Annotated in this window: 18 protein-coding genes; 12 read left to right on the top strand and 6 right to left on the bottom strand. The window is 49.2% G+C overall.

The annotated features are described in order from the left end of the window. The coding region (locus NG796_RS10350; RefSeq protein WP_261206485.1) for an NB-ARC domain-containing protein at positions 1-2,561 on the bottom strand (2,561 nt) is incomplete at its 3' end. A gap of 242 nt (positions 2,562-2,803) precedes the next feature. On the opposite strand from NG796_RS10350, the gene NG796_RS10355 reads away from it, so the two are divergent. From NG796_RS10355 to NG796_RS10375, 5 genes are all read left to right on the top strand, one after another. After that, a complete protein-coding gene (locus NG796_RS10355; RefSeq protein ID WP_261206487.1) occupies positions 2,804-3,007 on the top strand; it encodes a hypothetical protein in 204 nt (67 codons plus the stop codon). A gap of 90 nt (positions 3,008-3,097) precedes the next feature. Beyond that, positions 3,098-3,328: an addiction module protein gene (locus NG796_RS10360; protein WP_261206489.1), complete on the top strand. Its 231-nt coding sequence runs from the start codon at positions 3,098-3,100 to the stop codon at positions 3,326-3,328. Positions 3,329-3,361: 33 nt separating this feature from the next. After that, positions 3,362-3,622, top strand: a complete 261-nt coding sequence (locus tag NG796_RS10365; protein ID WP_261206491.1) for a type II toxin-antitoxin system RelE/ParE family toxin — start codon at positions 3,362-3,364, stop codon at positions 3,620-3,622. A 233-nt stretch (positions 3,623-3,855) separates the two neighbouring features. Beyond that, the gene (locus NG796_RS10370) at positions 3,856-5,586 is read left to right on the top strand and encodes a DUF4157 domain-containing protein (RefSeq protein ID WP_261206493.1); all 1,731 of its coding nucleotides are present in this window, start codon (positions 3,856-3,858) and stop codon (positions 5,584-5,586) included. Positions 5,587-5,653: 67 nt separating this feature from the next. After that, positions 5,654-7,264 carry a phytoene desaturase family protein gene (locus NG796_RS10375; RefSeq protein ID WP_261206495.1) on the top strand — a complete coding sequence of 537 codons (1,611 nt, stop codon included), beginning with the start codon at positions 5,654-5,656 and terminating at the stop codon, positions 7,262-7,264. A gap of 84 nt (positions 7,265-7,348) precedes the next feature. Here the strand turns inward: NG796_RS10375 and NG796_RS10380 are convergent, their stop codons facing one another. Further along, the gene (locus tag NG796_RS10380; protein WP_261206496.1) at positions 7,349-8,404 is read right to left on the bottom strand and encodes a glutathione S-transferase family protein; all 1,056 of its coding nucleotides are present in this window, start codon (positions 8,402-8,404) and stop codon (positions 7,349-7,351) included. A 91-nt stretch (positions 8,405-8,495) separates the two neighbouring features. Beyond that, complete coding sequence (locus tag NG796_RS10385) at positions 8,496-9,002, bottom strand: hypothetical protein (RefSeq protein ID WP_261206497.1); 507 nt, start codon at positions 9,000-9,002, stop codon at positions 8,496-8,498. A 351-nt stretch (positions 9,003-9,353) separates the two neighbouring features. Between NG796_RS10385 and NG796_RS10390 the strand changes: the two genes are divergently transcribed. The 6 genes from NG796_RS10390 to NG796_RS10415 all read left to right on the top strand — a co-directional run bounded on the left by NG796_RS10390 (position 9,354) and on the right by NG796_RS10415 (position 16,508). Continuing rightward, on the top strand, positions 9,354-10,196 hold the full coding sequence (locus NG796_RS10390; protein ID WP_261206498.1) for a transglutaminase-like domain-containing protein: 843 nt from the start codon (positions 9,354-9,356) through the stop codon (positions 10,194-10,196). Positions 10,197-10,334: 138 nt separating this feature from the next. Next, a complete protein-coding gene (locus tag NG796_RS10395; RefSeq protein WP_261206499.1) occupies positions 10,335-11,066 on the top strand; it encodes a 4'-phosphopantetheinyl transferase family protein in 732 nt (243 codons plus the stop codon). A gap of 106 nt (positions 11,067-11,172) precedes the next feature. Beyond that, positions 11,173-12,963, top strand: a complete 1,791-nt coding sequence (locus tag NG796_RS10400; protein ID WP_261206500.1) for a glycoside hydrolase family 55 protein — start codon at positions 11,173-11,175, stop codon at positions 12,961-12,963. A gap of 65 nt (positions 12,964-13,028) precedes the next feature. Further along, positions 13,029-13,628 (top strand): recombination mediator RecR, encoded by a 600-nt coding sequence (gene recR / locus NG796_RS10405; RefSeq protein WP_261206624.1) that lies wholly within the window; start codon positions 13,029-13,031, stop codon positions 13,626-13,628. 304 nt (positions 13,629-13,932) lie between these two features. Continuing rightward, a complete protein-coding gene (locus NG796_RS10410; protein ID WP_261206502.1) occupies positions 13,933-15,522 on the top strand; it encodes a hypothetical protein in 1,590 nt (529 codons plus the stop codon). Between the two features lie 164 nt (positions 15,523-15,686). After that, positions 15,687-16,508 (top strand): hypothetical protein, encoded by an 822-nt coding sequence (locus NG796_RS10415; protein WP_261206503.1) that lies wholly within the window; start codon positions 15,687-15,689, stop codon positions 16,506-16,508. Between the two features lie 72 nt (positions 16,509-16,580). On the opposite strand, the gene NG796_RS10420 is transcribed toward NG796_RS10415, so the two are convergent. Further along, positions 16,581-18,740 carry an energy transducer TonB gene (locus NG796_RS10420; protein WP_261206504.1) on the bottom strand — a complete coding sequence of 720 codons (2,160 nt, stop codon included), beginning with the start codon at positions 18,738-18,740 and terminating at the stop codon, positions 16,581-16,583. A gap of 199 nt (positions 18,741-18,939) precedes the next feature. Next, positions 18,940-19,686 carry a precorrin-2 C(20)-methyltransferase gene (locus tag NG796_RS10425; RefSeq protein ID WP_261206505.1) on the bottom strand — a complete coding sequence of 249 codons (747 nt, stop codon included), beginning with the start codon at positions 19,684-19,686 and terminating at the stop codon, positions 18,940-18,942. Between the two features lie 105 nt (positions 19,687-19,791). Between NG796_RS10425 and NG796_RS10430 the strand changes: the two genes are divergently transcribed. Beyond that, a complete protein-coding gene (locus tag NG796_RS10430; RefSeq protein WP_261206506.1) occupies positions 19,792-20,493 on the top strand; it encodes an esterase/lipase family protein in 702 nt (233 codons plus the stop codon). Positions 20,494-20,533: 40 nt separating this feature from the next. On the opposite strand, the gene NG796_RS10435 is transcribed toward NG796_RS10430, so the two are convergent. Then, positions 20,534-22,459, bottom strand: coding sequence for a cation:proton antiporter (locus NG796_RS10435; protein ID WP_261206507.1), 1,926 nt, complete (start codon positions 22,457-22,459; stop codon positions 20,534-20,536). Positions 22,460-22,667: the final 208 nt, after the last annotated feature.

A 22,667-nucleotide genomic window follows, 5' to 3' on the forward strand; every position in this document is an offset into this window, starting at 1 on the left:
GCCAGATTCCACACTTTCAGGGTGTTATCGTTTGAACCGGAAACCACCCGTTGCCCATCGCCGCTGATGGCTACGGCCCCTACCCAGTCACTATGCCCGGTGAGGGTGCGTTCCTCCTCCCCGGTGGCCAGATTCCACACTTTCAGGGTGTTATCGTTTGAACCGGAAACCACCCGTTGCCCATCGCCGCTGATGGCTACGGCATTTACCTCGCCACTATGCCCCGTGAGGGTGCGAATTAAGGGCCCGCCGGGAGGGGCGAGGTTAGGAAAAAGAGGACGAATCCAGGGTTTTCTTTGACATTGTTGCGCCTGGGTCAGCAGTTGGGTGATGGCGGGGAACGTCTCCCTTTGGGGAGTCGCCGGATACTTAGGTAAATGCGGACCAATGCCCGGAATCCGCTCCCAGAAATAGCGATAGGGAGGTTGAGGGGGGGTCATCTCTGCAAAAGACAACAACCGCCCCCAGAGTTGCCCCGCCAGTTGGCTGGTATCCTGCTGCACCACATGGGCGGACAACCGCACCGCCTCCCCCACTAGCCCCAGGGCCCGACTTGCCACAGCCTCTGGAACTGCCTCAAAATCCGCCAACACCGCCCCTACTCCTAGGCGCTCTATCTTCCCCTGCAACCAGGGAAAATCCAGTAACAGCGGTGGGATGTGGTGTGGGCAAACTTGGAGATGGTGACGAATGGCGTAGCGAGCAAAATACTCATCCGCCGTCGCCTCGTGATAGCCTTCGGGATAGCGTTGACCATAAGCGGCGAAAAACTGCTCCTGACGCGCCGTCAAATCCCCCGCCTGTTGGCGCACATAATCCACCTGCAAATCGTGCAGACTCAGCCGATCCGACTCATCCCGCAATAGCAACGACTTCGCCACCAAATCATTCACCACCTCCGACACCGCCGAGGCATTCAGCCCGATCGCCCCCCAGAAAATTTCCAGCACTCCCTCGGGAATCGGCGTATCCTCCGGGAAAATCGCCAAATCCAGATACCGAGTCGCCTTATCTGACGGCAACGCATCTACACTCACTTGCAGCACCTTCAGCAAATCGGGATGAGGATAATTCGGGAACTCGAAGGCAATCCGGGCTAAATCCGCTGCTCTCAATTTTTCCAGCACATTGCGCCAACGGTTTGGCCCGTTCCCACAAACCATCGCCCCGGCGATTGCTACCGCCAAAGGCAAATAGCCACATTCCCGCACCACCTTCACCGCCTCCGATGGCAATCCTCCCCGGTCTTCCCCCGCCCACTCCGCTACCAACTCTAACCCCTGCTCCTCCGACAATAGCCCCACCTCATGACCTTGGTTCGTCAACCCCGTCACTAACTTCCCATCCCGGGTCGTCAATAACAATTGACACCGTGGCCCCAACCCGTAAAACGCCTCCGCGTGGGACTTCTGCCAAACATCATCCAACACCAATAAACAAGCGCGCCCCTCCAACTGTTGCGCCAGTGCCGCTTTCCCCTGGGGCAAATCCTCAAAATAGGGAAGCGTCCCGGTAAAATAGCCCACACAGTCCACCAATCGCGCTTTCACGTTCGGTTCTTGCCCCAAGGTCACCCACAGCACCCCATCGGGAAACCGTTCTCCCACCGCTTCATCCCGCGCCACCGCCGCCGCCAGCACCGACTTACCAATGCCGCCCATCCCCTGCACACCCACCCGCTGGGCCACCCCCGTCATCACCAAAGTTTGGGACTCCGTTCCCAGCAGCTTGGCTTTAATCGCCTCAACCTCCTCTGATCGCGGCAAAAACTTCAGAGGCAAGGACGGCACATTAAACAACCGGGAACGGGGTGCAGCAGTTGCCCCTTCACCCCCTGCCATTCGGTCAATCTTGCCTTCCATGCGCTCTAACTGTCGCGTCTGGCGCAAGAAATTCTCATCTAAGCTACTCAGCACCCGCTCCACATCTTCCCGGTGCGCCAACTTCGGCAAATACTGCTGAATTTCCTGAAGCTGCGCCAAAGTTGCCCCATGCAAATCCAATATCATCCCGGCAAACCCTTTCGGGTCATCCTTCAACACCTGACGCAAATACTTGCCAAAATTCGCCGCCAACTCCCCCGCCAACTCCGCCACCACATCCCCATACTCCGCCCTTTCCCCAGGCAAAATCCCCCGCTCACAGCCCCACGCCACCAAATCCTCACTCAACTCCTGCCACTCGTCCCCCGTCAAAACCTGGTAATTGCTGAACCCTTCCGGTGCTTGGCTAAACAGGTGATAAAGCTGCTCCTCCTGCAACGTTTCAAACACATTGATGCGCTGCACCCGCTCCAACCAATAGTCTTCCACCCTATCCGCTAACCCATGCAATCCGGCGCGCAACTTCGGAAACTGGGGGATGATGTGCTTCTCTAAGGTTTTCCCCACCGTCCGTCCCGCCGCCTTCGCTAAATCCTCATTCCGCAACACCTCCCCATGATTGCGAAACCCCTCTAGCAACGACGTGATCCCATTTGTCACCAAGGTGCCGAGAATCTCACTCGTCACAGTCAATACCACTTTTGTCTCAGGATTCACCGCCTCTACTAGAGCCCACACAGCCCCCAACCCCAGTAGCGCCGTTTTACCCAATAAGCTTCGATTTATCTTGAGCCTCTGCTTCGGATCCATACCCTCTCCCTCCACCACTGCACCTATTTTACTGAAGGTTCATCAACTTGGACACGATTTGTCAGCAAGAAGTAGGTACGAACAGCGCTATCCCGGTTCATGAATTTCACCGCAACGGAGGGAACCCATTAAAATAGAAACTTGAATCTGACTTAACCGGAGTGTGTGACATGGTGTCATCAGAATTAATCTCGACCTTGAGATCGCTGAGTCGTTCAGATCAGTTCTATATCATGCAGATTCTGCTCTCAGAATTAGCCCAGCAGGAAACCAGTCTGATTCAGTCTGAGCAATCTTATCCCGTGTGGTCGCCTTATAGTGCGGATGAGGCAGCAGATACAATGTTAAAAGTGATAGAGAAGGAAATGGGGTAGATAAAAAACTGGAGAAATACTACACCCTACTGAACTCGACCGAAATCTGTTACAATGTCGATTTTAAAGTTCAATGTTCTGGAAAAAATTATGCGGTCAATTGAGCAACTGACTGAGGAAATATTATCCCTGCCTAGTGAAGTGAGAACAGTTCTCGCTGATAAATTAGTGGAGAGTTTGGAGTTCAGTGCTGACTCAGCAATTCAGGCAGCTTGGGTGACTGAAGCCCAGCGCCGGAGAGATGAGGTCCGAAATGGCTCGGTTCAGCCCATTTCCGGTGAAGAGGCTTTAGCGCAAGTCAGACGGCTGATTGAGTCATGAAGTATATTTTTCCTCCTGAAGCTCTGGCTGAATATGCTGAAGCGGTTCAATATTACAACGAACGAGCAGGGGGTTGAGGTCGCGCAAGCATTCATCAGCGCGATCAAAAATACAGTCTATCGGATCAGGGAGTCTCCAACCCGCTATGCTGTAGTTGATGACGAAGATGTTCGGCGATGTATGGCGCGCAGATTTCCGTATAGTGTTCTCTACACAATTGAGCCAGACTACCTCCTAATTTTGGCAGTCATGCATTGTAGTCGTGAGCCTGGATATTGGAAAAGCCGCAAGTAATTAAAGCTCACTTGCCTATTTCCCCTGGAAATAGATTGCAGTAATTAGTCGCCGATCGCCACAGTCAATCCAAAATCAATATTCGCGTCCCCCTCACCGCAGACTTTTGTATAACCTACTCGGTCTCTGCCTCTCTAAAAAATATGCCTTTTGGGGGAGGACATCGGCCTAGGGAATGGGCTAACTTTATAAAATTCTTCTCCTAGAGTGTATTCACTCCGAGAGGCTGGCTTATGATTTACCATCGCGTCCACCACTCCTCCTCCGGAACTGCGGCGGGTCCAAAAAAAGAATTGCCTTGGACTGCCCGTGGTTTTACAGTACAGGCAAAACCAGTCGCCCCCTCTGAACATGAGCAGGCGATCGCCCGTCGTCTCCCTAGTCCCAATGATGAAGGGAGGGCTGATTCTTCCCGGCTGCGCTATCTCATCCCCGATTACGGGATGGCATCTGCTGCTACAGCGATGTCACCAAGGAAAACCGGATTCAGTCAAATCCGAGATCTCCGGATCCAAGCCAAACCGACCCCAGAACATCTACCCGAATTTGTGAGAGAGCAGGGAATCCCCGGACTTCAGCCCCCTCAGATTCAACCTCAGCCGACCGTAGATGCAGTCCCTTTGGTGAATCGAGCCTCATTGAGTTCCGAGGCGATCGCTGGTGGGAACGAGGCTTCAGTGGATCAGGGGGTAGAACAGACTATCGAGCGATCGCGCAGTAGCGGACAACCCCTAGATAACCGGGTTCGTGAGTCAATGGAACAAGCCTTTGGCGCAGACTTTCAAGGGGTCAAGATTCATGCAGATTCCACCGCTGAACGCCTCAGCGGTTCTCTGAACGCCCGCGCTTTTACCACCGGCAGAGACATTTTTTTTAATACGGGACAATATAATCCCCAAACCCAAAGCGGGCAAACTTTACTCGCACACGAGTTAACTCACGTTGTGCAACAAACCGGAAACAGAAACTCCACACCGATTCGGCGATCGCTGATCCAACGCGACCCTCTGCCCCCAGACAATGCCCTTTCCGCCCCCGTTGTCCCCTCCGGTGAGGACGATTGGGAATCGATGATTACCCAACAACTCGAAAGCTTCCTCCAACGCTTCTCTAATATTACTATCATTGTGCGATGGGTGGAAGATACGGGAACCCAATGCCGAGAACGAATGGAACCCGTCACGGTACATCCACCCTATTTTATCAATAAAGATGCGGAGGGCGTGGAACGCAAGCAAACAGCCTTGGACAATCGCCAGAATGCCCGCACAGAAGTCAAGAGTTTGCTTGATGAAATTAGACGCCCAACCACTCATCGCCGGGGTGGAATGGGGAGACGGCGAGCATTAGTGGGGAAATCGACCCCCGAAGACATCCAAGTGATTTTACAGCAAGCGGTCGATCGCGGTTTAGTGGAAGCTCAAGAGGGTTCCAGCCATCCCACCTCGGAGGATTTACGCAACTGGTTAGTTCGCTATGGCATCGGAATTGATTGTTCTGGTTTTGTCGCACAAGCCCTTAATCAGGTCATGGAACAAGTGAGATCTGCACCCTTGTCATCGGCGGAAACTCTCAATCCGTCTAATACGGGTTCGATTTCCCTACGGGGTGGAAACCGTCGTTTTTCCAGGGTCTCACGTCCACAGGACCTCCGTCCGGGAGATACGATGCACAAACCGGGTCATATCCGCATTGTTACCCGAGTGACGACGAATAGTCAAGGGCATATCGAGTTTACAACGGCTGAATCGAGTTCCGTTGATGATGTTGGTCCAACTCGTAACGTTTGGCGGTATGAAAACCCAGAAGTCTTTGAGAATTTGAAACGCTGGAACGGGAGTGACTGGGTTGCTGGAGACGTTGGTAAACAGGTTACATTTGGACGTTATCGGATTTTAGAGGAAGCAACTCAACCGGCAACCCCAGCGGAGACTCCCGTGCCTGCTGCCGCTGCTTCCGGATAGGTAAGCGGAACATCCCCGTTGCTGATATCATGGGTAAATCCTGTCCTGACTGTCTGATTAAGTAACTGTGACGCCTGTTTCTAAACCCTTAGATTCTGTTACTCCTCCGTCTGAAGAAGAACTCACTGATGTTGTGGTGATCGGGAGTGGAATTGGCGGATTGTGCTGTGCTGCATTGTTGGCACATTATGGATTTGCGGTGACGGTTTGTGAGAGTCATAGTATTCCGGGGGGTGCAGCGCATGGGTTTTCTCGCCAGGGATATACGTTTGATTCGGGTCCATCGTTGCATTCGGGCTTGTGTGACTCTGCCTCGGCTCACCCACTTAAGCAAGTGTTGGATGCAATCGGGGAGACTGTACCTTGTCTAACTTATGATACTTGGGGCTGCTATCTTCCGGAAGGAGAGTTGAAGATTGCCGTGGGTGCAGACCCGTTTTGTGAGGTGCTGCAACAGGTGCGAGGTAGTGGCGCGGTTCAGGAATGGCGGAGGCTGCAACAAGTTATGGAACCGTTATCGGCAGCAGCGAAGGCGATTCCTCCGACTGCTTTGCGTTGGGATTGGGGGGCGGCGATCGCCACGGCACGTTTTGCACCGGCTGCGGTCTCACATTTAGGGAACATCGTCAAACTTACCGGGCCCTTTAGTCGAGTCATGGATGAGGTGATTCAGGACCCGTTCATCCGCAACTGGTTGGATTTGCTCTGTTTTCTGCTCTCTGGACTGCCTGCATCGGGGACTAGCGCCGCTGAAATGGCGTTTATGTTTGCGGAATGGTACCGACCCGGGGTTGTGCTAGAGTACCCGATAGGCGGCAGTGGGGCGATCGCAGATGCTTTGGTCCGGGGACTGGAAAAACACGGGGGACGGTTGCGCCTGAATGCTCATGTAGAACAAGTGCTAGTGTCAGGCGATTCCCTTCGGGATAGCTTCGCCTCACGCGCGGTTGGTGTGCGTCTGCGTGGGGGGAAGGTGATTAAAGCGAGTCAAGCGGTGGTGTCTAATGCGTCGGTATGGGATACGTTGAAATTGTTACCCCAGGAGGCGGTTCCCAAATCATTTCGCAGTCGTCGTCAAGCGACTCCGGCTTGTGAGAGTTTTATGCACCTCCACCTCGGCATTGATGCCGCTGGATTACCGGCGGATTTAGCCTGTCATTATATCATTGTTAACGATTGGAGTCAAGGAGTGACAGCCCCGCAAAATGTCGTTTTAGTCTCCATTCCCTCAGTGTTAGACCCGTCCCTCGCCCCACCGGGAAAGCACGCCATTCATGTTTATACACCGGGGAATGAACCTTATCACTTATGGGCGGGACTTGAGCGCAATAGTGCAGCGTATCAAAACTTGAAGCAAGAACGGGCGGAGGTGATGTGGCAAGGATTAGAACGGATTATTCCGGATATTCGTCAGCGATGTGAGGTAACTTTGGTGGGAACCCCATTGACCCATGAGCGGTTTTTACGTCGCGATCGCGGTTCTTATGGTCCTGCCATTGCTGCGGGAAGCGGCTTTTTTCCGGGTCCAACGACGCCGTTATCGGGGTTGTTCTGCTGTGGGGATTCCACCTTTCCCGGAATTGGGTTACCTGCTGTTGCCGCCAGTGGGGCGATCGCTGCCAATACGATCGCACCCTTGAACAAGCATCTAGCAATGTTGAAGGCGATCGGTTTTTAAAATCCCGAGAACCCTAGTATTCAAGGTTCATAAAAACCATTTCAATGATTACTATGAACCTTGAGAAATTACAATTCAAAGTCGTTAGGACGAACTTACAGAATGGCTTAAAACTTCACGATTGTGGGGTTCTTGTAAGTTAGTGATAGTTGGTCCCAAGGGAATAATTCCCCCAGGATTTAAGGGGAAGAGATTGCCGTAATAGTCTCGTTTAATACTATCAAGGTCGCAGGTGTCAGCTACGCCGGGGAGTTGATAGATATCTCGCAGATATCCTCCGAGATTTTGATAGTCTTGGATGCGGCGTTTATTGCACTTAAAGAGTCCGTGATAGACGATATCAAAGCGAAATAAAGTAGTAAATAGCCGCACATCGGCTAGGGTTAATTGGTTTCCACATAAGTATCGATGGGTTGACAAAACAGCATCGATTTCATCTAAGGTATTAAACAGTTCAGTGCAGGCGCTGTCATAGGCAGTTTGACTTTGAGCAAATCCGCAGCGATAGACGCCATTGTTAATGGCGGGGTAAATTTTATCGTTCCAATATTCTATTTTATCTCGCAAGGGTTCGGGATATAAATCGAGTTCAGGATGGGTGCTAAATTCATTAAATTCTGAGTTTAGCATGATGATAATTTCCGCACTTTCATTATTGACAATCGTCTGAGTTTGCGTATCAAACAGGACTGGAACCGTGCAGCGTCCTTGATATCCGGGACGGGCGATCGCATAGAGTTCAGGGAGGGTTTGACAGCCATATTCGGGTTGATCAAGGACCCAGATTCCAGCATCGGGAGAGGGGGAGACGATCGCAACAGAAATGGCCGATTCTAATCCTTTAAGCGATCGTACCACGAGGGTTCGATGAGCCCAAGGACAGCCTAATCCCACATACAGGCGATACCGTTCGTTTGCTGGGGGATAGGGGTTATCCGGTTGGGTTCCTACGGAATTTCTAAACTCGCTCGTAGGGCGAATATATTCCCCCGTCCGATTGCGCGGTGCAAGTTTAGACATCATCTGTTGCCATAGGGTTTCCCAGACAAACTTTCCTAATTTAATAATAACTTTTGACGGCAGTTTTTTCCCTTTTTTCGGGGATTGCTCAGTTTTTACCATTGTAGTTTCTAAAGACATTAATGAATGGTTTACATGGAACAAAGATAGGGAATTTCTTTAGCTGGGTTACAAATTGTTGTTCGTAGATACACCGGGGGTTTTGATGTTTTTATTCTAGTAATTGTTCTTTCAAACCCGAAATAATGTCAGAATTCAGCTTAAGCTTAACCTCGATTAATCGAGTTGTATCTCGTAGAATTAAAGTTTCCTTATCTTCTACAAAAATTTCTGGATCTTTCAAAGTTAAGGTTTGATATTTTAACGCAGCGAGTCCTATTTGCATGACCAAGGTAGGTTGGGACTGGGGATAAATATAGAATTGCTGCCGTTTGGAGTCGAGTTGCAGTTGTCGGACTGTGGTATTGCGTCCATCTGGCATTCCCGGTTTTTGCCAATAGAGAGTAATCCCACGCACATCGGGATTGGCGATCGCAAAAGTTTCGTCAAAGCGTTGGGGTTCCCAATCTAATTCCCGAACATCGCCATTTTCCGATAGAATGCGCTGGCGCAAGGTGATCTCTTTGCCATTGAGATTGCGCCACCATTGCCGGATTGTCTCGAAATTTTCAACCATCATGGGATTACTATTCCCAGACTGCCACGTGATGAATTGCACGATCGCCCTCCTGATTGCTACCAATAATTACCATTTTAGAGTTTAAACCCATATTTCGCTTTGTAAAAACCCTAATTTCCAATTTTGTCCCCAAAACCAACCCCTTAAAATTATCTTCTTAGTTGGGTTTAACCCACTTAAGCTATTAGGTGAGTATTTAAACTCGCACCGGATCTGATGATTTACAAAGATCCATCGGGAGCATATTCGCCTAGGCTACTATAGATATCATATCTTGCTCGCTATTGTCGATGCTCCCCCTCCAAAAAGCCAAAAACCTCCAGACTTCCGCTTCCCTCCCGATTATGCTAAAATTAAACCCAACTCTACCCCATCCCCCCGTTAAAAAATATGAAATTTAAACTAGGGTGTACGCTCAATTATAATGTAGAATCCCTGAGTACCTTTGTCTTTAATATCCGGGTCGTTGAAACCCATTGTCAGAAAATCCTCAGTGAACAATTAATTATCGACCCAGATATTCCCATCGATGAATATGTTACCCCCATCGTAGAGAACCGCTATTTTCGAGTGAATGTCCCTGCGGGCAAAAATTTGAATATTTTCTATCAAGCAACGGTAGAAATGACGCACTTTTATGGGGATGCCACTACCATTGCTGAAGTGCCGCCAGCAGATTTACCCGTGGAAACGTTCCACTATCTTTATCCAAGTCGGTATTGCGAGTCCGATCGCCTCCATTATTTGGCGCTTTCTGAATTTGGAGAGTTGGCACCCGGGTATTCTAGGGTAACAGCGATTTGTAATTGGATTTATGAAAAGGTGATTTATGAGTATGGAACGAGTAATTCTCATACTTCCGCATTTGATACAGCAACCGAACGGATTGGGGTTTGTCGGGATTTTGCTCATTTAGCGATCGCTTATTGTCGTGCCTTGAATATTCCAGCGCGATGTGTAGCAGGATATGCTTATGGGTTAAATCCGCCTGATTTTCATGCGTGTTTTGAGGCATATTTAGGAGGGCGTTGGTATCTGTTTGATGCCACGCGGTTAGCGCCTCAAAATGGCATTGTTAGAATTGGAACGGGACGGGATGCTTCCGATGTGGCCTTCGCGACGATTTTTGGGAATATTGCTTTGAATAAGATGGAGATTTTAATGGAACATATTCCTGAAGAAAACAGTTCAGAGGTTCCGGTATTGACGACTGAAGCAATTTCTATCTCTTGACATTTATCCAGCCATAAAATCACAAACGTCTGGTGCGTTAAATAAAAGGCAGATGAGATTTTTGCGAAAAGAATAACGACTCAAAGTATTTCTAGGAAATAAAAGAAATAGCGGCTCCAATCATTACTACAAACTTGCATGATTATAGAATGGAAACTCTCCCCAGAAAAGATAAAATTATCGCCGCAACAGGTTCATGTTTGGCGGGTTAGACTCGATCGCAATTCTGAAGAAATCCACCAATTTCGAGCCATGTTGTCGGAGGATGAACGGAAAAGGGCCGATCGCTTTCATTTTGAATCTGATCGCAATCGGTTTATTGTGGGACGAGGGAGGTTGCGATCGCTATTAGCAGATTATTTACAGGTTGCACCGGAAGGGATAGAATTTCAGTACAGTGCCAAGGGGAAACCGATGTTGGCAAATGTTGAACAGAATCTGCATTTTAATCTGTCTCATTCGGGGGGATTAGCGCTATATGCGATCGCCTCCGAACCTGTGGGAATTGATTTAGAGCAAATTCGTTCTTTATCCGATGCGGAACAGTTAGCAAAACGGTTTTTTACTCCAGCAGAAGCAGAGGCAATCGCCGCTTTGCCATTGGCACAAAAACAAGCGGCTTTTTTGAATGCTTGGACTCGTAAAGAAGCTTATTTAAAGGCAACAGGTGATGGATTAGCAGGATTGGACGAAGTGGAGGTCTCTCTAATCCCGGGGATGCCTGCCAAATTACTGAGAATTAAGGAGAATTCCGAGTTAGCATCCCAGTGGTTTATCAGTGAACTGCACCTGCATCCCGACTATGTAGCAGCAGTGGCGATCGCGGGTCAAAATTGGCAGTTATGTTATTTTAAAGATGAGACTCAATAAGCCATTTTTACCCTACCCGGCAGCAAATTTTAAAACCTTCATAACATGGCGGTAATTCTATTAAAAGCATCTCCGCTCATCTCCCTAATTTTAATCACAAAATATTATGAATCAACCCAAACATCGCCTCAGTCCTCGGTGGAAAAAATTCTGGCAATTTGTCTGCCTTGCTGGTTGCACGTTGAGTCTGATTTTCGGCGGTTATGCTATCTCTAGTTATAGCAAAAATATCAGCAATTCCCCCGAAAATTCTCCCCCAATTTTGCCGAATTCAGTAGCAGATAATTCAGCAAACTCCTCGGAATCCATCACTGTTGCAACTCAAGCAGCAACCCCAACATCAACGCCACAACCGCCAATTAACCCGAGACAGGTTGCCTCAAATTGTGGCAGTCCCCAGGGAGGACCGACAGATAATCCCATTGCTGAACAGTATTCTAATTCCTCCTATTCCTGGACTAATCAAATTAAGTGGAATTGCGTCTATAATATCCAAGACTTCGATGGAGGGACGATGGTATCCCGGTTTAATGCCGCGCGCGATGCAGCAGCGGAAAATGGGGGAGGGGTGGTTTATTTTCCTGCTGGGACTTATTCTTTTGAAGATAGTATCAGCCTAAAGAATGGCGTAATTCTTCGAGGTGCGATTCCCTCAGTCCCCGATGCCAAAAACTCTGAATTTAATCCCCCCTCTAAACTGCAATTCCCAAAATATGAACCGCAACTTTCTGGCAATGGCACTCCCAATGACACTGCCTTTAAAACCATCACCACTACTGCGGGAGATACGGATAGTAATATTGGATTAGTTCATTTGGATATCAATCGCGCCGCCATTTCCTTGCGGGGAGATTTGGATAATGGCAATAATCAAAATATTGTCATTTTTGGCATTCGCAGTAACAATGTGGCAGAACCTGACCCGCGAGTTCCTGACCCTTCTTTTCAAAGTCCTTGGTTACGGTATAGTTATCGATTTGCTGCCAATATTACAGTTAATGCCAAGGCTAATATTTTAATTAGTCATAATCGGATAAATGACCAAATAACCGACAACTATGGCCAACCGGGGTATCAAGTAAAACCTCTGCAAGGAGAACAAATTCTCACCTACTCAGAAGGGAATAAAGTTCCTTTCCACTATGGTAATCACTATGGAATTGTTGTGAATCGATCAAAATCTGAGGGATTCCAAAAGAATGCCAATCCCAATACAGAACCGGGTCTATTTCGACCGGGAATTGTAATTCGAGATAACTGGGTTTACCACACCATGCGAGTCGCCATTTCTGCCTCGGGAGATGGGTTAGTTATTCAAGATAATCAAGTTCGCGACGAACAGGGAAAACAATGGTGGACGGACCCGACGGGATTAAAAGAAGCAAAAGGTGCAGTCACTTTAGAAAATCGGGCTATTGATTGGTCCGGGTCCAATGTTTTGGTTGAAGGAAATCAGTATGAAGTGTATCGCCATAAAATCAGAAATACTCAATATTTGAGTGTAGATGGAGAGGGTATTTTGATTCAAGAATGTTGCGGGGGAACCGAAGTGAATGGGGCGATTCTCCGGAATAATCAGGGTAATACTTATATTGGACTGTACAAAATCCCCTCTATTAAAAAGGTGGAAATTGTCGGAAATCGAGTCAATGCTGAACTGACGGACATTGAGCTAATTTATGTAAATGCCGACACCAATAATGCTCCTGGGGTGATGGAAGATGTCACCATTGCTAATAATATTGTCAATGGCGGAATATTAGCCAAAGGGACAGGGGGAGGAAAGGGAAATACCTTGGAAAATAATCAGGGAAATAACTCCGCTTCTTTGACGTATTCCTGCCATGTTGCCGCGAAGGGAAATACGGGGTTTCAGGAACCTCCTTGTTTGCCCTAAATTCCGGCTCATTGGGGAACCAAAATGGGTAAAATGGAAGAGTATCTTTTGGAGTCTACAGGAGACTGACCGTTTATACTCGTCCTTTAGCTCGTTTAATCGAGCAACTGCAACGTTTGCCAGGAATTGGCCCTAAATCCGCCCAAAGACTGGCCCTCCATTTACTGAAGCGACCCGATGATGAAATTCAGGCATTGGCGAAAGCGTTAGTGGAAGCAAAACAACAAGTGGGATTTTGTAAAGAGTGCTTTCACTTGAGTGCAGAACCCATTTGTGAAATCTGTCGTGCACCCAATCGCGATCGCGATGTGATTTGCGTAGTTTCCGACTCTCGGGACTTAATTGCCTTAGAAAAAACTCGGGAATTTAGAGGTAAATATCATGTCCTGGGTGGGGTGATTTCGCCTATGGATGGCATTGGACCCGAACAACTGAATATCCAAGCATTAGTGAGGCGCGTAAGTCAACAACAAATCAAAGAAGTGATTATCGCCATTAGTCCCAGCGTGGAGGGAGAAACCACGACCCTTTATGTGGGACAATTACTCAAACCGTTTACCAGAGTCACTCGCATTGCCTTTGGGTTGCCAATGGGAGGAGATTTGGAATATGCCGATGAAGTCACCTTAGCGCGTGCATTGGAGGGTCGTCGAGATTTAGACTAGAATGATGCGCCAGTACCGCAGAGATAAGAAACCGGGTTTCTGTGCAAAATTTCTGCCAATCTGGAGCAAATTTGAGCGGTGAAACCCGGTTTCTTGTCCCCCTCATCTCATCCCTCACCGGAGATTTTAAGCAATCGCTGATACCCCACTGATCCGGGTTTGAGTTAGGATGGATTGAAATTATGACGAATCCAGTGCCAGAAACTTGACTGTTTCTATTTCTTTCGGGCAAATTCCGCCCGGTTAGCCTGTAGAGTCAATGCTACCACAGGCTTTGCAATTATCAACCCAGTATTAATCCGTCATGAGTCAATTCCTCTCTCCCGTTAAAGGACCGTTTGTATTGGGGCTCATCGAGTCATTCAATTCTGTCCTGTTGCCTCCCTACTTACTCGGATTTGTTCTAAGCCTCATTGTCTTGACATTTATCACGATATTTCTACGGTGGGGAGTTTATCAACATTTAATTTATTTAGCCTCTCGGGTTAGAGGGTTAATTTATGACACGAATCCCCCTAAAAAACCAAGAATTGTTGAAGAAATAGAGCTAAGATGCAAGGAGTCTAATCCTGCCTTAGAACACATGAATACCGGGGCATTAATCGACCAGGTTTATAGTAAATATCTCCTCAAAAATGAACAAATCGATTATTTCTGCCGGTTTTTACCCAATCTTTTACTCTCCTTGGGTCTGTTGGGAACGTTCCTAGGAATTACCATGAACCTGGCCGAACTTAGCCAAACTATTAATGAGTTTGGTGTAGGGAGTATTGATGCCTTGGTCCAACAAGTTCAACGACCCTTGCAAGGGATGGGGGTAGCGTTTATTAGTAGCTTAACCGCTGTCGCTTGTAGTGCGTTGTTGACCGTGGTTAATTTACTTAGAAATACCAGTATTGCCAAATATCAACTCATCAGCGCGTTAGAAGATTATATTGATAATATTTATGGCCCTGCGTTAAATCGCCGATCGCCTTTAGATAAAGCAGTCGATCGCCTTGAAACTCTCTTCTCTAGCTTTGTCAATCAGTTCTCTGTCTCCGTCAAAGAAGCGGTTTCCTCCTCATTAGGGGAAAGCGTAGACCAAATTACTGAAGGCAGCCGACAAGCCAATCATCTCGCGACTCAAGTTTATAATCGCCTGATGGAATCCTCTAGTTCTATGATGTCCGGTGCAACCATGTTTCGGGAGTCGGCACAAATCTTTGAAAAGAGCCAATTTGCCAATAAACTGGCGAGTTCCACGGATAATTTAGCCAATACCCAACGGGATTTAGCGCGTTCCGCCTCGGTATTAAATCAATCTACCCAGGCATTGCAACTGGCGATCGCCTCTTTGCAAACTACCAGTCAGGAAACGATTCATCTATCGGAAGAAATCGCCGGATTAAGCAAGAATTCAGGTCAAGTTTTGAATCTCACTCAAAACAATCAAAAAGCATTAGCCGATGTGGTGGGAGAAATGCAGCAAAGCGCTCAAATTTTCCATTCAGTCATCAAAACCTTAGATACCTTACAAAAGCGGTTAGCGACCCGAACCGATCGCTTTGTCGAAGTTCATACCGAACTTTATAAATTAGTCGAAACCCTGAAACTGTTTACTGAAGAAATGAGAGGAGGAATGCAAACTTTAGGCGATCGCCTCATCGCCTCCCTCGGCGATCGTAATGCAATTAATCCCGCCACTGATCCTGTTACCACTCGCATTTCCAAACTCGGTAATGACCTCAATGCGGTACAATCACAACTTGCCCAAGTTGTCAAACATTTAGAATCCGAAGAACAATCCGCAATGGCACCCACTCGGTTGAGTCCTCCTCCTGCCAACAATTCCCATGACCCCTTTAACCCACAACTGGTTAACTGGGAGGAAGAAGAAAATCCTGAAAAATGAATAAAAACCCACACCCTAAAGGGTGGGGCTACAGGGACAAACCCTGCCTACGCAGGCTCAAACAAAATTGAATGTTACCCCCCCCCATTTTTATCATAAAATCTCACCCCCAAAGCAAATTTAAACCCGCACCAATTCACCCTGATTAACGGAGAAAATACCCCATGAAATCCCGGTCTAGGCGGCATGAAATGCCACCAGAATTTGATATTTGGCCCGCATTTACGGACTTGATGTCAAATGCTTTTATGATTCTCAGCTTCTTGCTGCTGCTGGCGATTATCAAACCCTTAGTCTCCATTTCCAGTATGCGAGAAACCGAAGAAGCCCTCCGCCAACAGCTTCTGAGAACCCAAATTGACCTCACCAGTGCCCAAAACCGCGCCACCTTAGCGGAATCCCAACTTGCCCCCTTAGCGGCCCAAAATCGCGCCTTAGCCGCTCAAACCCAAACCTTACAAGGGCAATTGCAACAAGAAATGGCGACGCCAAAAGCCCCGCCAATTATTGTGATTCGGGATACCGGGGCTTATCAATTTTCCTCGGGGAGTGCGGAACTCCCCAATGCTTTAGAAACTTATGTCCGCAGTCAATTAGTCCCCCAAATTGAAGCCAACGCCGCAGCTTATAACATCAATGTTATCGAAATCATTGGACATACGGACGGACAACCGAATAATGCCAGTTCCAGTAATTTAGACCGTTCTTTAGCACAAGTTGCTGTGGGGACAACCCAAGTTGAACAGTTAGTTCCGGGTTCAAATGCGGATTTAGGATTAATGAGGGCGTTAGCTGTGGTGCAAATTTTACAAACCATTCAACGCACCGAAGGTAAGCTGCAAGGATTACAATTTCGCCCCTATTCGGCGGCGCAATTGGTGTCTCCCACAGGAGATTTTGGGAATGCCAATCCCAACCCGGATGAAAGCAGAAGACGGATTGAAATTCGGTTTACCCGCTTAGGTGAAGAAACGAACGTGCAATAAAAAAGCCCTGCACCCTTCAGGGTGGGGCTATAGTTATAAAGCCCGCCTGCGCGGGCTAAAACAGAATTCGGGTTAAATTTCAGAGTCACTTTCACCTTCTTCCTGCTCAGATTCTCCCTCCATCTGTGCCCCATCTTCTGTCGGTTCTGACTCTTCCGGTTCTGACTCCAGGTTATCCACATCCACAGGTGCCTCGGGTTCTGCTTCAGATGCCTCCGGAGTGGGCAACTCCTCAGAGTCTTCCGTTGGGGGATTCTCTACTCCTTCTGGAGTCAATCCCTCTTCTTCCCCTGTTTCTGGCGTTTCTACAGGTGGGGTTGGCTCATTTTGGGGTTCAACCTGTTCCGGAACCGACTCTTGCACAGGTTCCGGTTCTACCGCTTCCACAGGGGCAGCCGGTTCCTGGCGGGTTTCACTGGGTACAGGCCCTGGGGCGGGTTTAGGTTGGGGTGCGACATTCACCGGCTTGGGGGGTTCAGCTTCCGGTGATGGAGCCCGCAGTTGTTGGGGTCTACTTGCCGGGGGCTGTTGGATCTGCAAGGGGGAATTGTCTCGTGGGGATTCGGCATCCAATACCGGCGGGACATTTTCTCGCGGGGATTCGGCATCCAATACCGGCGGGACATTTTCTCGTGGGGATTCGGCATCCAATACCGGCGGGGCATTTCCTGCCGGGGGTTGGGGATTACTCAACTGCGGTTGGCGAGTTTCTACCGGAGGGGTGGGGTTTGTCCCTGGGGACGGCGCATTGGTACAGCGTTGAGGATCATGCTGAAACTCAAAGGCATACTGGTGTACCGTCGGTTCACTCACGGGGGCAAACCTCATGTCTTGGACAAATTTTCGAGCAAAGCTATCGAGAATGTCCTGTCCACTTCCCAGTAAACGCCGGGGCCCATCGATAATTTGTCCGTCAGGATTGACCAACACGCCAAACAGAGCACGCCCTTGTAACTGTTGGGAACAAGCTTCTAGGGGATATTCCGTGGATACCGCGATCGCCTTGTTGGTCCTGACTTCACCGTATTCTGATTCTAAGTTCTCAACCCACTTAGCATAAGCCTCTACCCCTTCTAACATGGCATTTTGCCGATCGCTCACTAACCCCGTGGGATTCTCCGGTTTGTTTTGGGCTAAAATTCGGTCCCAAACATTTCGGGTTTTTTCCACCAAGGCATCATTCTCCGTCCCCGACTCACCGGGAACCGCAGAACCTTCTCCAGGGCGATCGCCCCCCGTGGGAGCATTAGAAGGACCCACAGCTTGAGCACCCGGGTCAATCCCCTCTGGTTGACTGTTTCTGGGTTCAGTCTGCAAATCGACTGCACGTCCAATTTGCTCGGATTGAGGGCGAGAGGGATTTGGTCCCATCCCCGGATTAACCCCAGCAGGTAAATTACCGGAGGGATTGTTAAACTCTGGAGGGGGTGAGGGATTGGCATTCTCTGCACGCGCGATCGCTTCTGGCCCTGGGACATTTTCAGGGATAGGAAGGTCCAAAAACTCCGAGGCATCCACCGCTTCGTTCATTCCACTGAAAGGCCGTTGCGCCTCTCCAGAAGCCGGGAAACTCCCCTGGGGAGGGGGGGGAACATCTTGTAATTGAAATTCTTGCTGGGGCGGTGGCGGGATCTGACGATTTTGTTCCGCTAACAGCCGTTGTTGCCGTTCTCGTTGCTCAATTTCTCGCTCGATTTGGGCCCGTTCTAATCGTTCTAAAGCCAGTAACTGCTCGATCGCCATACTATTAGACGACCCTGAAGACTGACCATTGGTTAACCCCTCACGAAACCCGCTGGGGGATTGATAATCCTGCAAGGAGGGTAGGGGCGTTTTCAGATCGCTCAAAGAGGGTGCAGGGGGCAGATCTAACGGCAGATCATATAACGGATTACCGGGCGGTAGCGTCAGGGGTTCAAGCCCCAATTTGCCGGGGGAAGGGGGCAGAGGTCCCAATTCGGGCAACGCGGCGACATCTTCCGAAGAGGAATTCAGACTGCCGGACCCGGTAGCTTGTGGCGATGAAAAATCCGGGAGGCGGCTGATTTCTTCCGGAGTCAGGTTGACCAAATCTACCGTCGTCCAGGGATTGGGTTCCTTCCCGCTGCTAAAGGGCAAGCGGTCCCAGCTAATCCCAACCAGTCCGTGGATGCCCACAGAGGCCAAAACTGCCACGACGGTTGGCTGAGATAAGAAGTCAATCAGGGAGTTTTTCGGCAAAGAATAAGACATGGCAGGTAAGCTTAGGTCTAGACGGGCAGACTGCGATTGTGATGCAGCAGTTTCACACCGCCTGCCGCGTTAATTCAGACATTCGATGCCCCCATCAACCCGGATATGATAGCACTAATGACTGAGATTCGTGTGCGGCAAGACAAGAGAAATTGCCAAAAGAAGTGAGCACTTGATTGGTACAGATCCTGATTACGCCTTAAAAGTTGCAGGCTGATTCTGGAGGGAAAGTCGGGGGTGCAACTTGGATAATCGCCAAGGAAAAATAAGGGAGTTTCAAATCGCGGCGATCGCGCAGTTGGCGATGAATTTTTTGCTCAGATCCCGTGACTCGTTCGACAATTTGGGTGCGATCGAGTAATCCCCGGTCCTGTAACAGGTCCCAAACGCGATCGTAAACCGAACTCACTTTCATTAACACCACCACATCCGCCCAGTTTAGCGCGTTTTCCAACTCTTCGACCCGATATAAGGCGGGCAGAACCGCTAACCGTTGAGACCCAATGGTTAAGGGAATTCCTAGTTCTGCTGCTGCCGCTAAGGGTGAACAAATCCCAGGAATCGAGTGAACCTGGACCTCGGGATGCTGCCGTTGTAGGGTCTGGGTTAAATAAGTAAAGGTACTATAAAAACTAATATCTCCTTCTGAGACAAAAGCCACATCTTGGCCCAATTTTAGATAGTCCCAAACGCGATCGCTCGCTTGTTGCCATGCCTGATTTAGCAATGCCTCATCTCGCACAAAGGCAAACTCTAACGGCAATTGCACCTGTTCCAGACGCATCCATTGGCTGATAATCCCTTCCGCCATCCCCGGTTTACCGCTGGGTCCTACAGGGAAAGCCACTACGGGTACAGCTTGCAAAACTTTTAATCCCTTAATCGTCATCAGTTCCGGGTCTCCCGGTCCCACCCCAATTCCATATAACCTGCCAACGGGCGTCATTCCTTGTTTTCCTTCTGTTATGGCTTGATTCTCTTAGCAATTCAGATTTGCCGGTACAATCTAATCGTTAAAACTTGTTAAATCTGGTTCCATCCCCCCTGCATCATGCCCTTACCGACCGTCATTTTACCGGGTTTTTTCGCGGCTGCATCGGAATATCGGGAGTTTGAACGCTTACTCAACGAACAGGGATTTCCCGCCCGCTTAGTCCCCCTGCGCAAGCGCGATTGGGTCCCGACCATTGGCGGACGCTCGATCGCCCCGATTCTCCGCCAACTCCATGCCACCGTTCAGCAAGCCTTACAGGAATTTAACGCAGAGAAAGTTAACTTAGTCGCCCATTCTGCCGGGGGATGGATTGCCCGAATTTACCTGGGAGAAAAGCCTTATATCATTCATGGAGATGTTGACGAATCGGCTCAATTGTGGTATGCAAATCCCGTCGTCAGTACCTTAATTACCCTTGGCAGTCCCCATATTAGCCAGGAACGGTGGACCCTCAAAAATTTGGATTTTGTCAATACCGTTTATCCCGGGGCCTTTTATCCCCATGTGCGTTATGTCTGTTTGGCAGGAAAGGCCGTTTATGGTGCTCGCAAACGGGGACAATGGTTAGCCCATAATAGCTATCGGATCACCTGTGGCATTGGGGAAACTTGGGGAGATGGGATTACCCCGATAGAAGCGGCGCATCTGGTGGGGGCGGAAAATATTATCCTAGAGGGGGTAATGCATTCCCCGCGATCGCCCCTGAACTGGTACGGGTCCCCGGAAATTTTACCCAGTTGGGTCTCCTATTTAGAATAAAACTGGATTCACACCGCCCGCACCCAAGGCGCACCCTGATTTATTCCACCGAAACTTTTTCCAGAGTTTCTTCCAACGCCAGGGACGAAATCGGCACTTCCTCCACCGTGGGCAACTTTTCCACCGTCAGCCGAGACTGACTCGACCCCGAAAGTCGCTTCAAGAGCTTGGGTTTCGGGTCATAGAGGAGATAAATAATCAAATCTCCCGGTTGCCATGCATCAGTTGCGGAGACGACCAAAAGCTGTTTCTCTCGTTCAATTAATAAGGGGACTAACTCCCCAGAACGAATCAAAGCTTGTAAATGAGCCTGTTGAAAGGCACAGCTAGGCTCCTTGAGTACGGTTTCTCCCAGCTTTACTTGAGAATCGCTCAGATAGTCGTTCCAAGTCTTGAGTTGTAGTTCGGGGATAAAGGCGTGCTGAATTTTACTGGTTTTATTCCCCGTCTTGTTCCCTTGCGGGTCGGTGGGAAACAAGGCTAAAACCCGAGGCGGGGAAAACTCCTCAGCGGTGCGTTGTGCTAAAACTCGATTCACCTCCCCATTACTGGTCATCGCGAGGAAAGTCCCCATCGAAGCCAGTCCCGCTTCTTCTAGGACTTCCGTATCCAGGGCGGAACTTAAAAAGACGGGTAAATTTTCCCGTTCTGCTTCCTGACAGGCTTCGGGATTAGTATCCAGAATGACCACGGATTCCCCCCGTTCTTGGAACAGTCGGGCAATTAAGCGGCTTAAGGGATTAGAACCGACAATCACCGCGCCTGTGGCTTTAGTGGACATCAGACCCAGGATTTTGGCGACGGAACGGGCGGTGAGCCCTTGTAAAACTACGGTCAAAATAATCGTGAGGAAGACGAGGGCTTTGATGGAGTCTCCCCCGTTAATTCCGCGATCGGTGAGTAAAATTGCAAACAAAGAGGCGATCGAGGCGGAAACAATTCCTTTGGGTGCAATCCAACTCACGAACAATTTCTGACGCCAGTTAAGCCCACTATTAATCGTACAAAGCCAGACATTAATTGGACGCACGACTAACATCAAAACCGCCACAGTAACAAGACTCCCCCAACCCAGAGCGACGACACTAGCTAGGGACAAATCGGCGGCTAAGAGGATGAATAAAACAGACACTGCTAAAATAGTCAACTGACCTTTAAACCGCCGCAGGAGTCTTTCATCAGGCACTGCGGAAGCTCGCAAGACAATCCCAGCAACTACGGTTGCCATCAGTCCAGACTCCCCTCGGATCTCTTGAGCGAGGCCAAATAAGCCCCAGAGTCCAGCTAATACGACTAAATTTTTCAGGTCCTCGGAGAGAAACTGAGCCCGTTTGAGGAAATAGCCCAGAGTCCAACCGCCCACAGCCCCGATCGCACTGCCAATCCCCAGGCGAAGGGACAATCCGGCAATCAGTCGCAGGGGGTCGGCATCGCCATTTAAAATTACATCCAGGACTAAGACAGCCAGAATTGCCCCAACGGGATCGATGAGTACCCCTTCCCCTTCGAGCAATGCGGCCACGGAACGCTCGACCTGGACTTGTTTAAGTAAGGGTCCGATGACGGTGGGTCCGGTGACGACGACTAAAGCTGCATATAAAAATGAGATGGACCAGGGAAATTCACTGAAGGCATGAGCGGCAATGCCTCCCCCAATTAGGGTAATTAGGGTACCAATGGTGACGAGGTTTCGTAGGCTACCTGAGACTTTATCGAGTTCTTTCAGTTCGAGATTCAAACCGCCCTCAAACAAGATTAAGGCAACGGAAAGGCTGACAATGACTTCGAGTCCATCTCCTAGGAGGCTGGGATGCAGTAAGCCAAAACCATCCGGACCTAAGAGAATGCCGAACAGCAGCAAAAAGACGATCCCTGGAATTTTCAGGTAGTCCGCCAGAACTTGAGCTCCGATCCCTGCAATGACTGTTAAGACAATCAGCAGGGTAATATCAAAAGGCATTTCCATAGGCTTGTGTGATAAGAGCGAACGAGCTTTCGGTGATTTGGCCCGATCGTCAAATGAGGATGATATGGGTTGTCCTTGAAGGGGCAAGCTTTCAACGGGGCGATCGCACCGCATAAAACAGCGATATCCAGCTATTCAAGGGACAACGTTTGGCTCAATTCTGTTTGTAGGCACCTAGGGGGCAACCTTCTATCCTCAAAGCCGGTTA

The sequence above is a fragment of the Laspinema sp. D2d genome (assembly GCF_025370755.1).
In the GTDB taxonomy this organism is placed as follows: Bacteria; Cyanobacteriota; Cyanobacteriia; order Cyanobacteriales; family Laspinemataceae; genus Laspinema.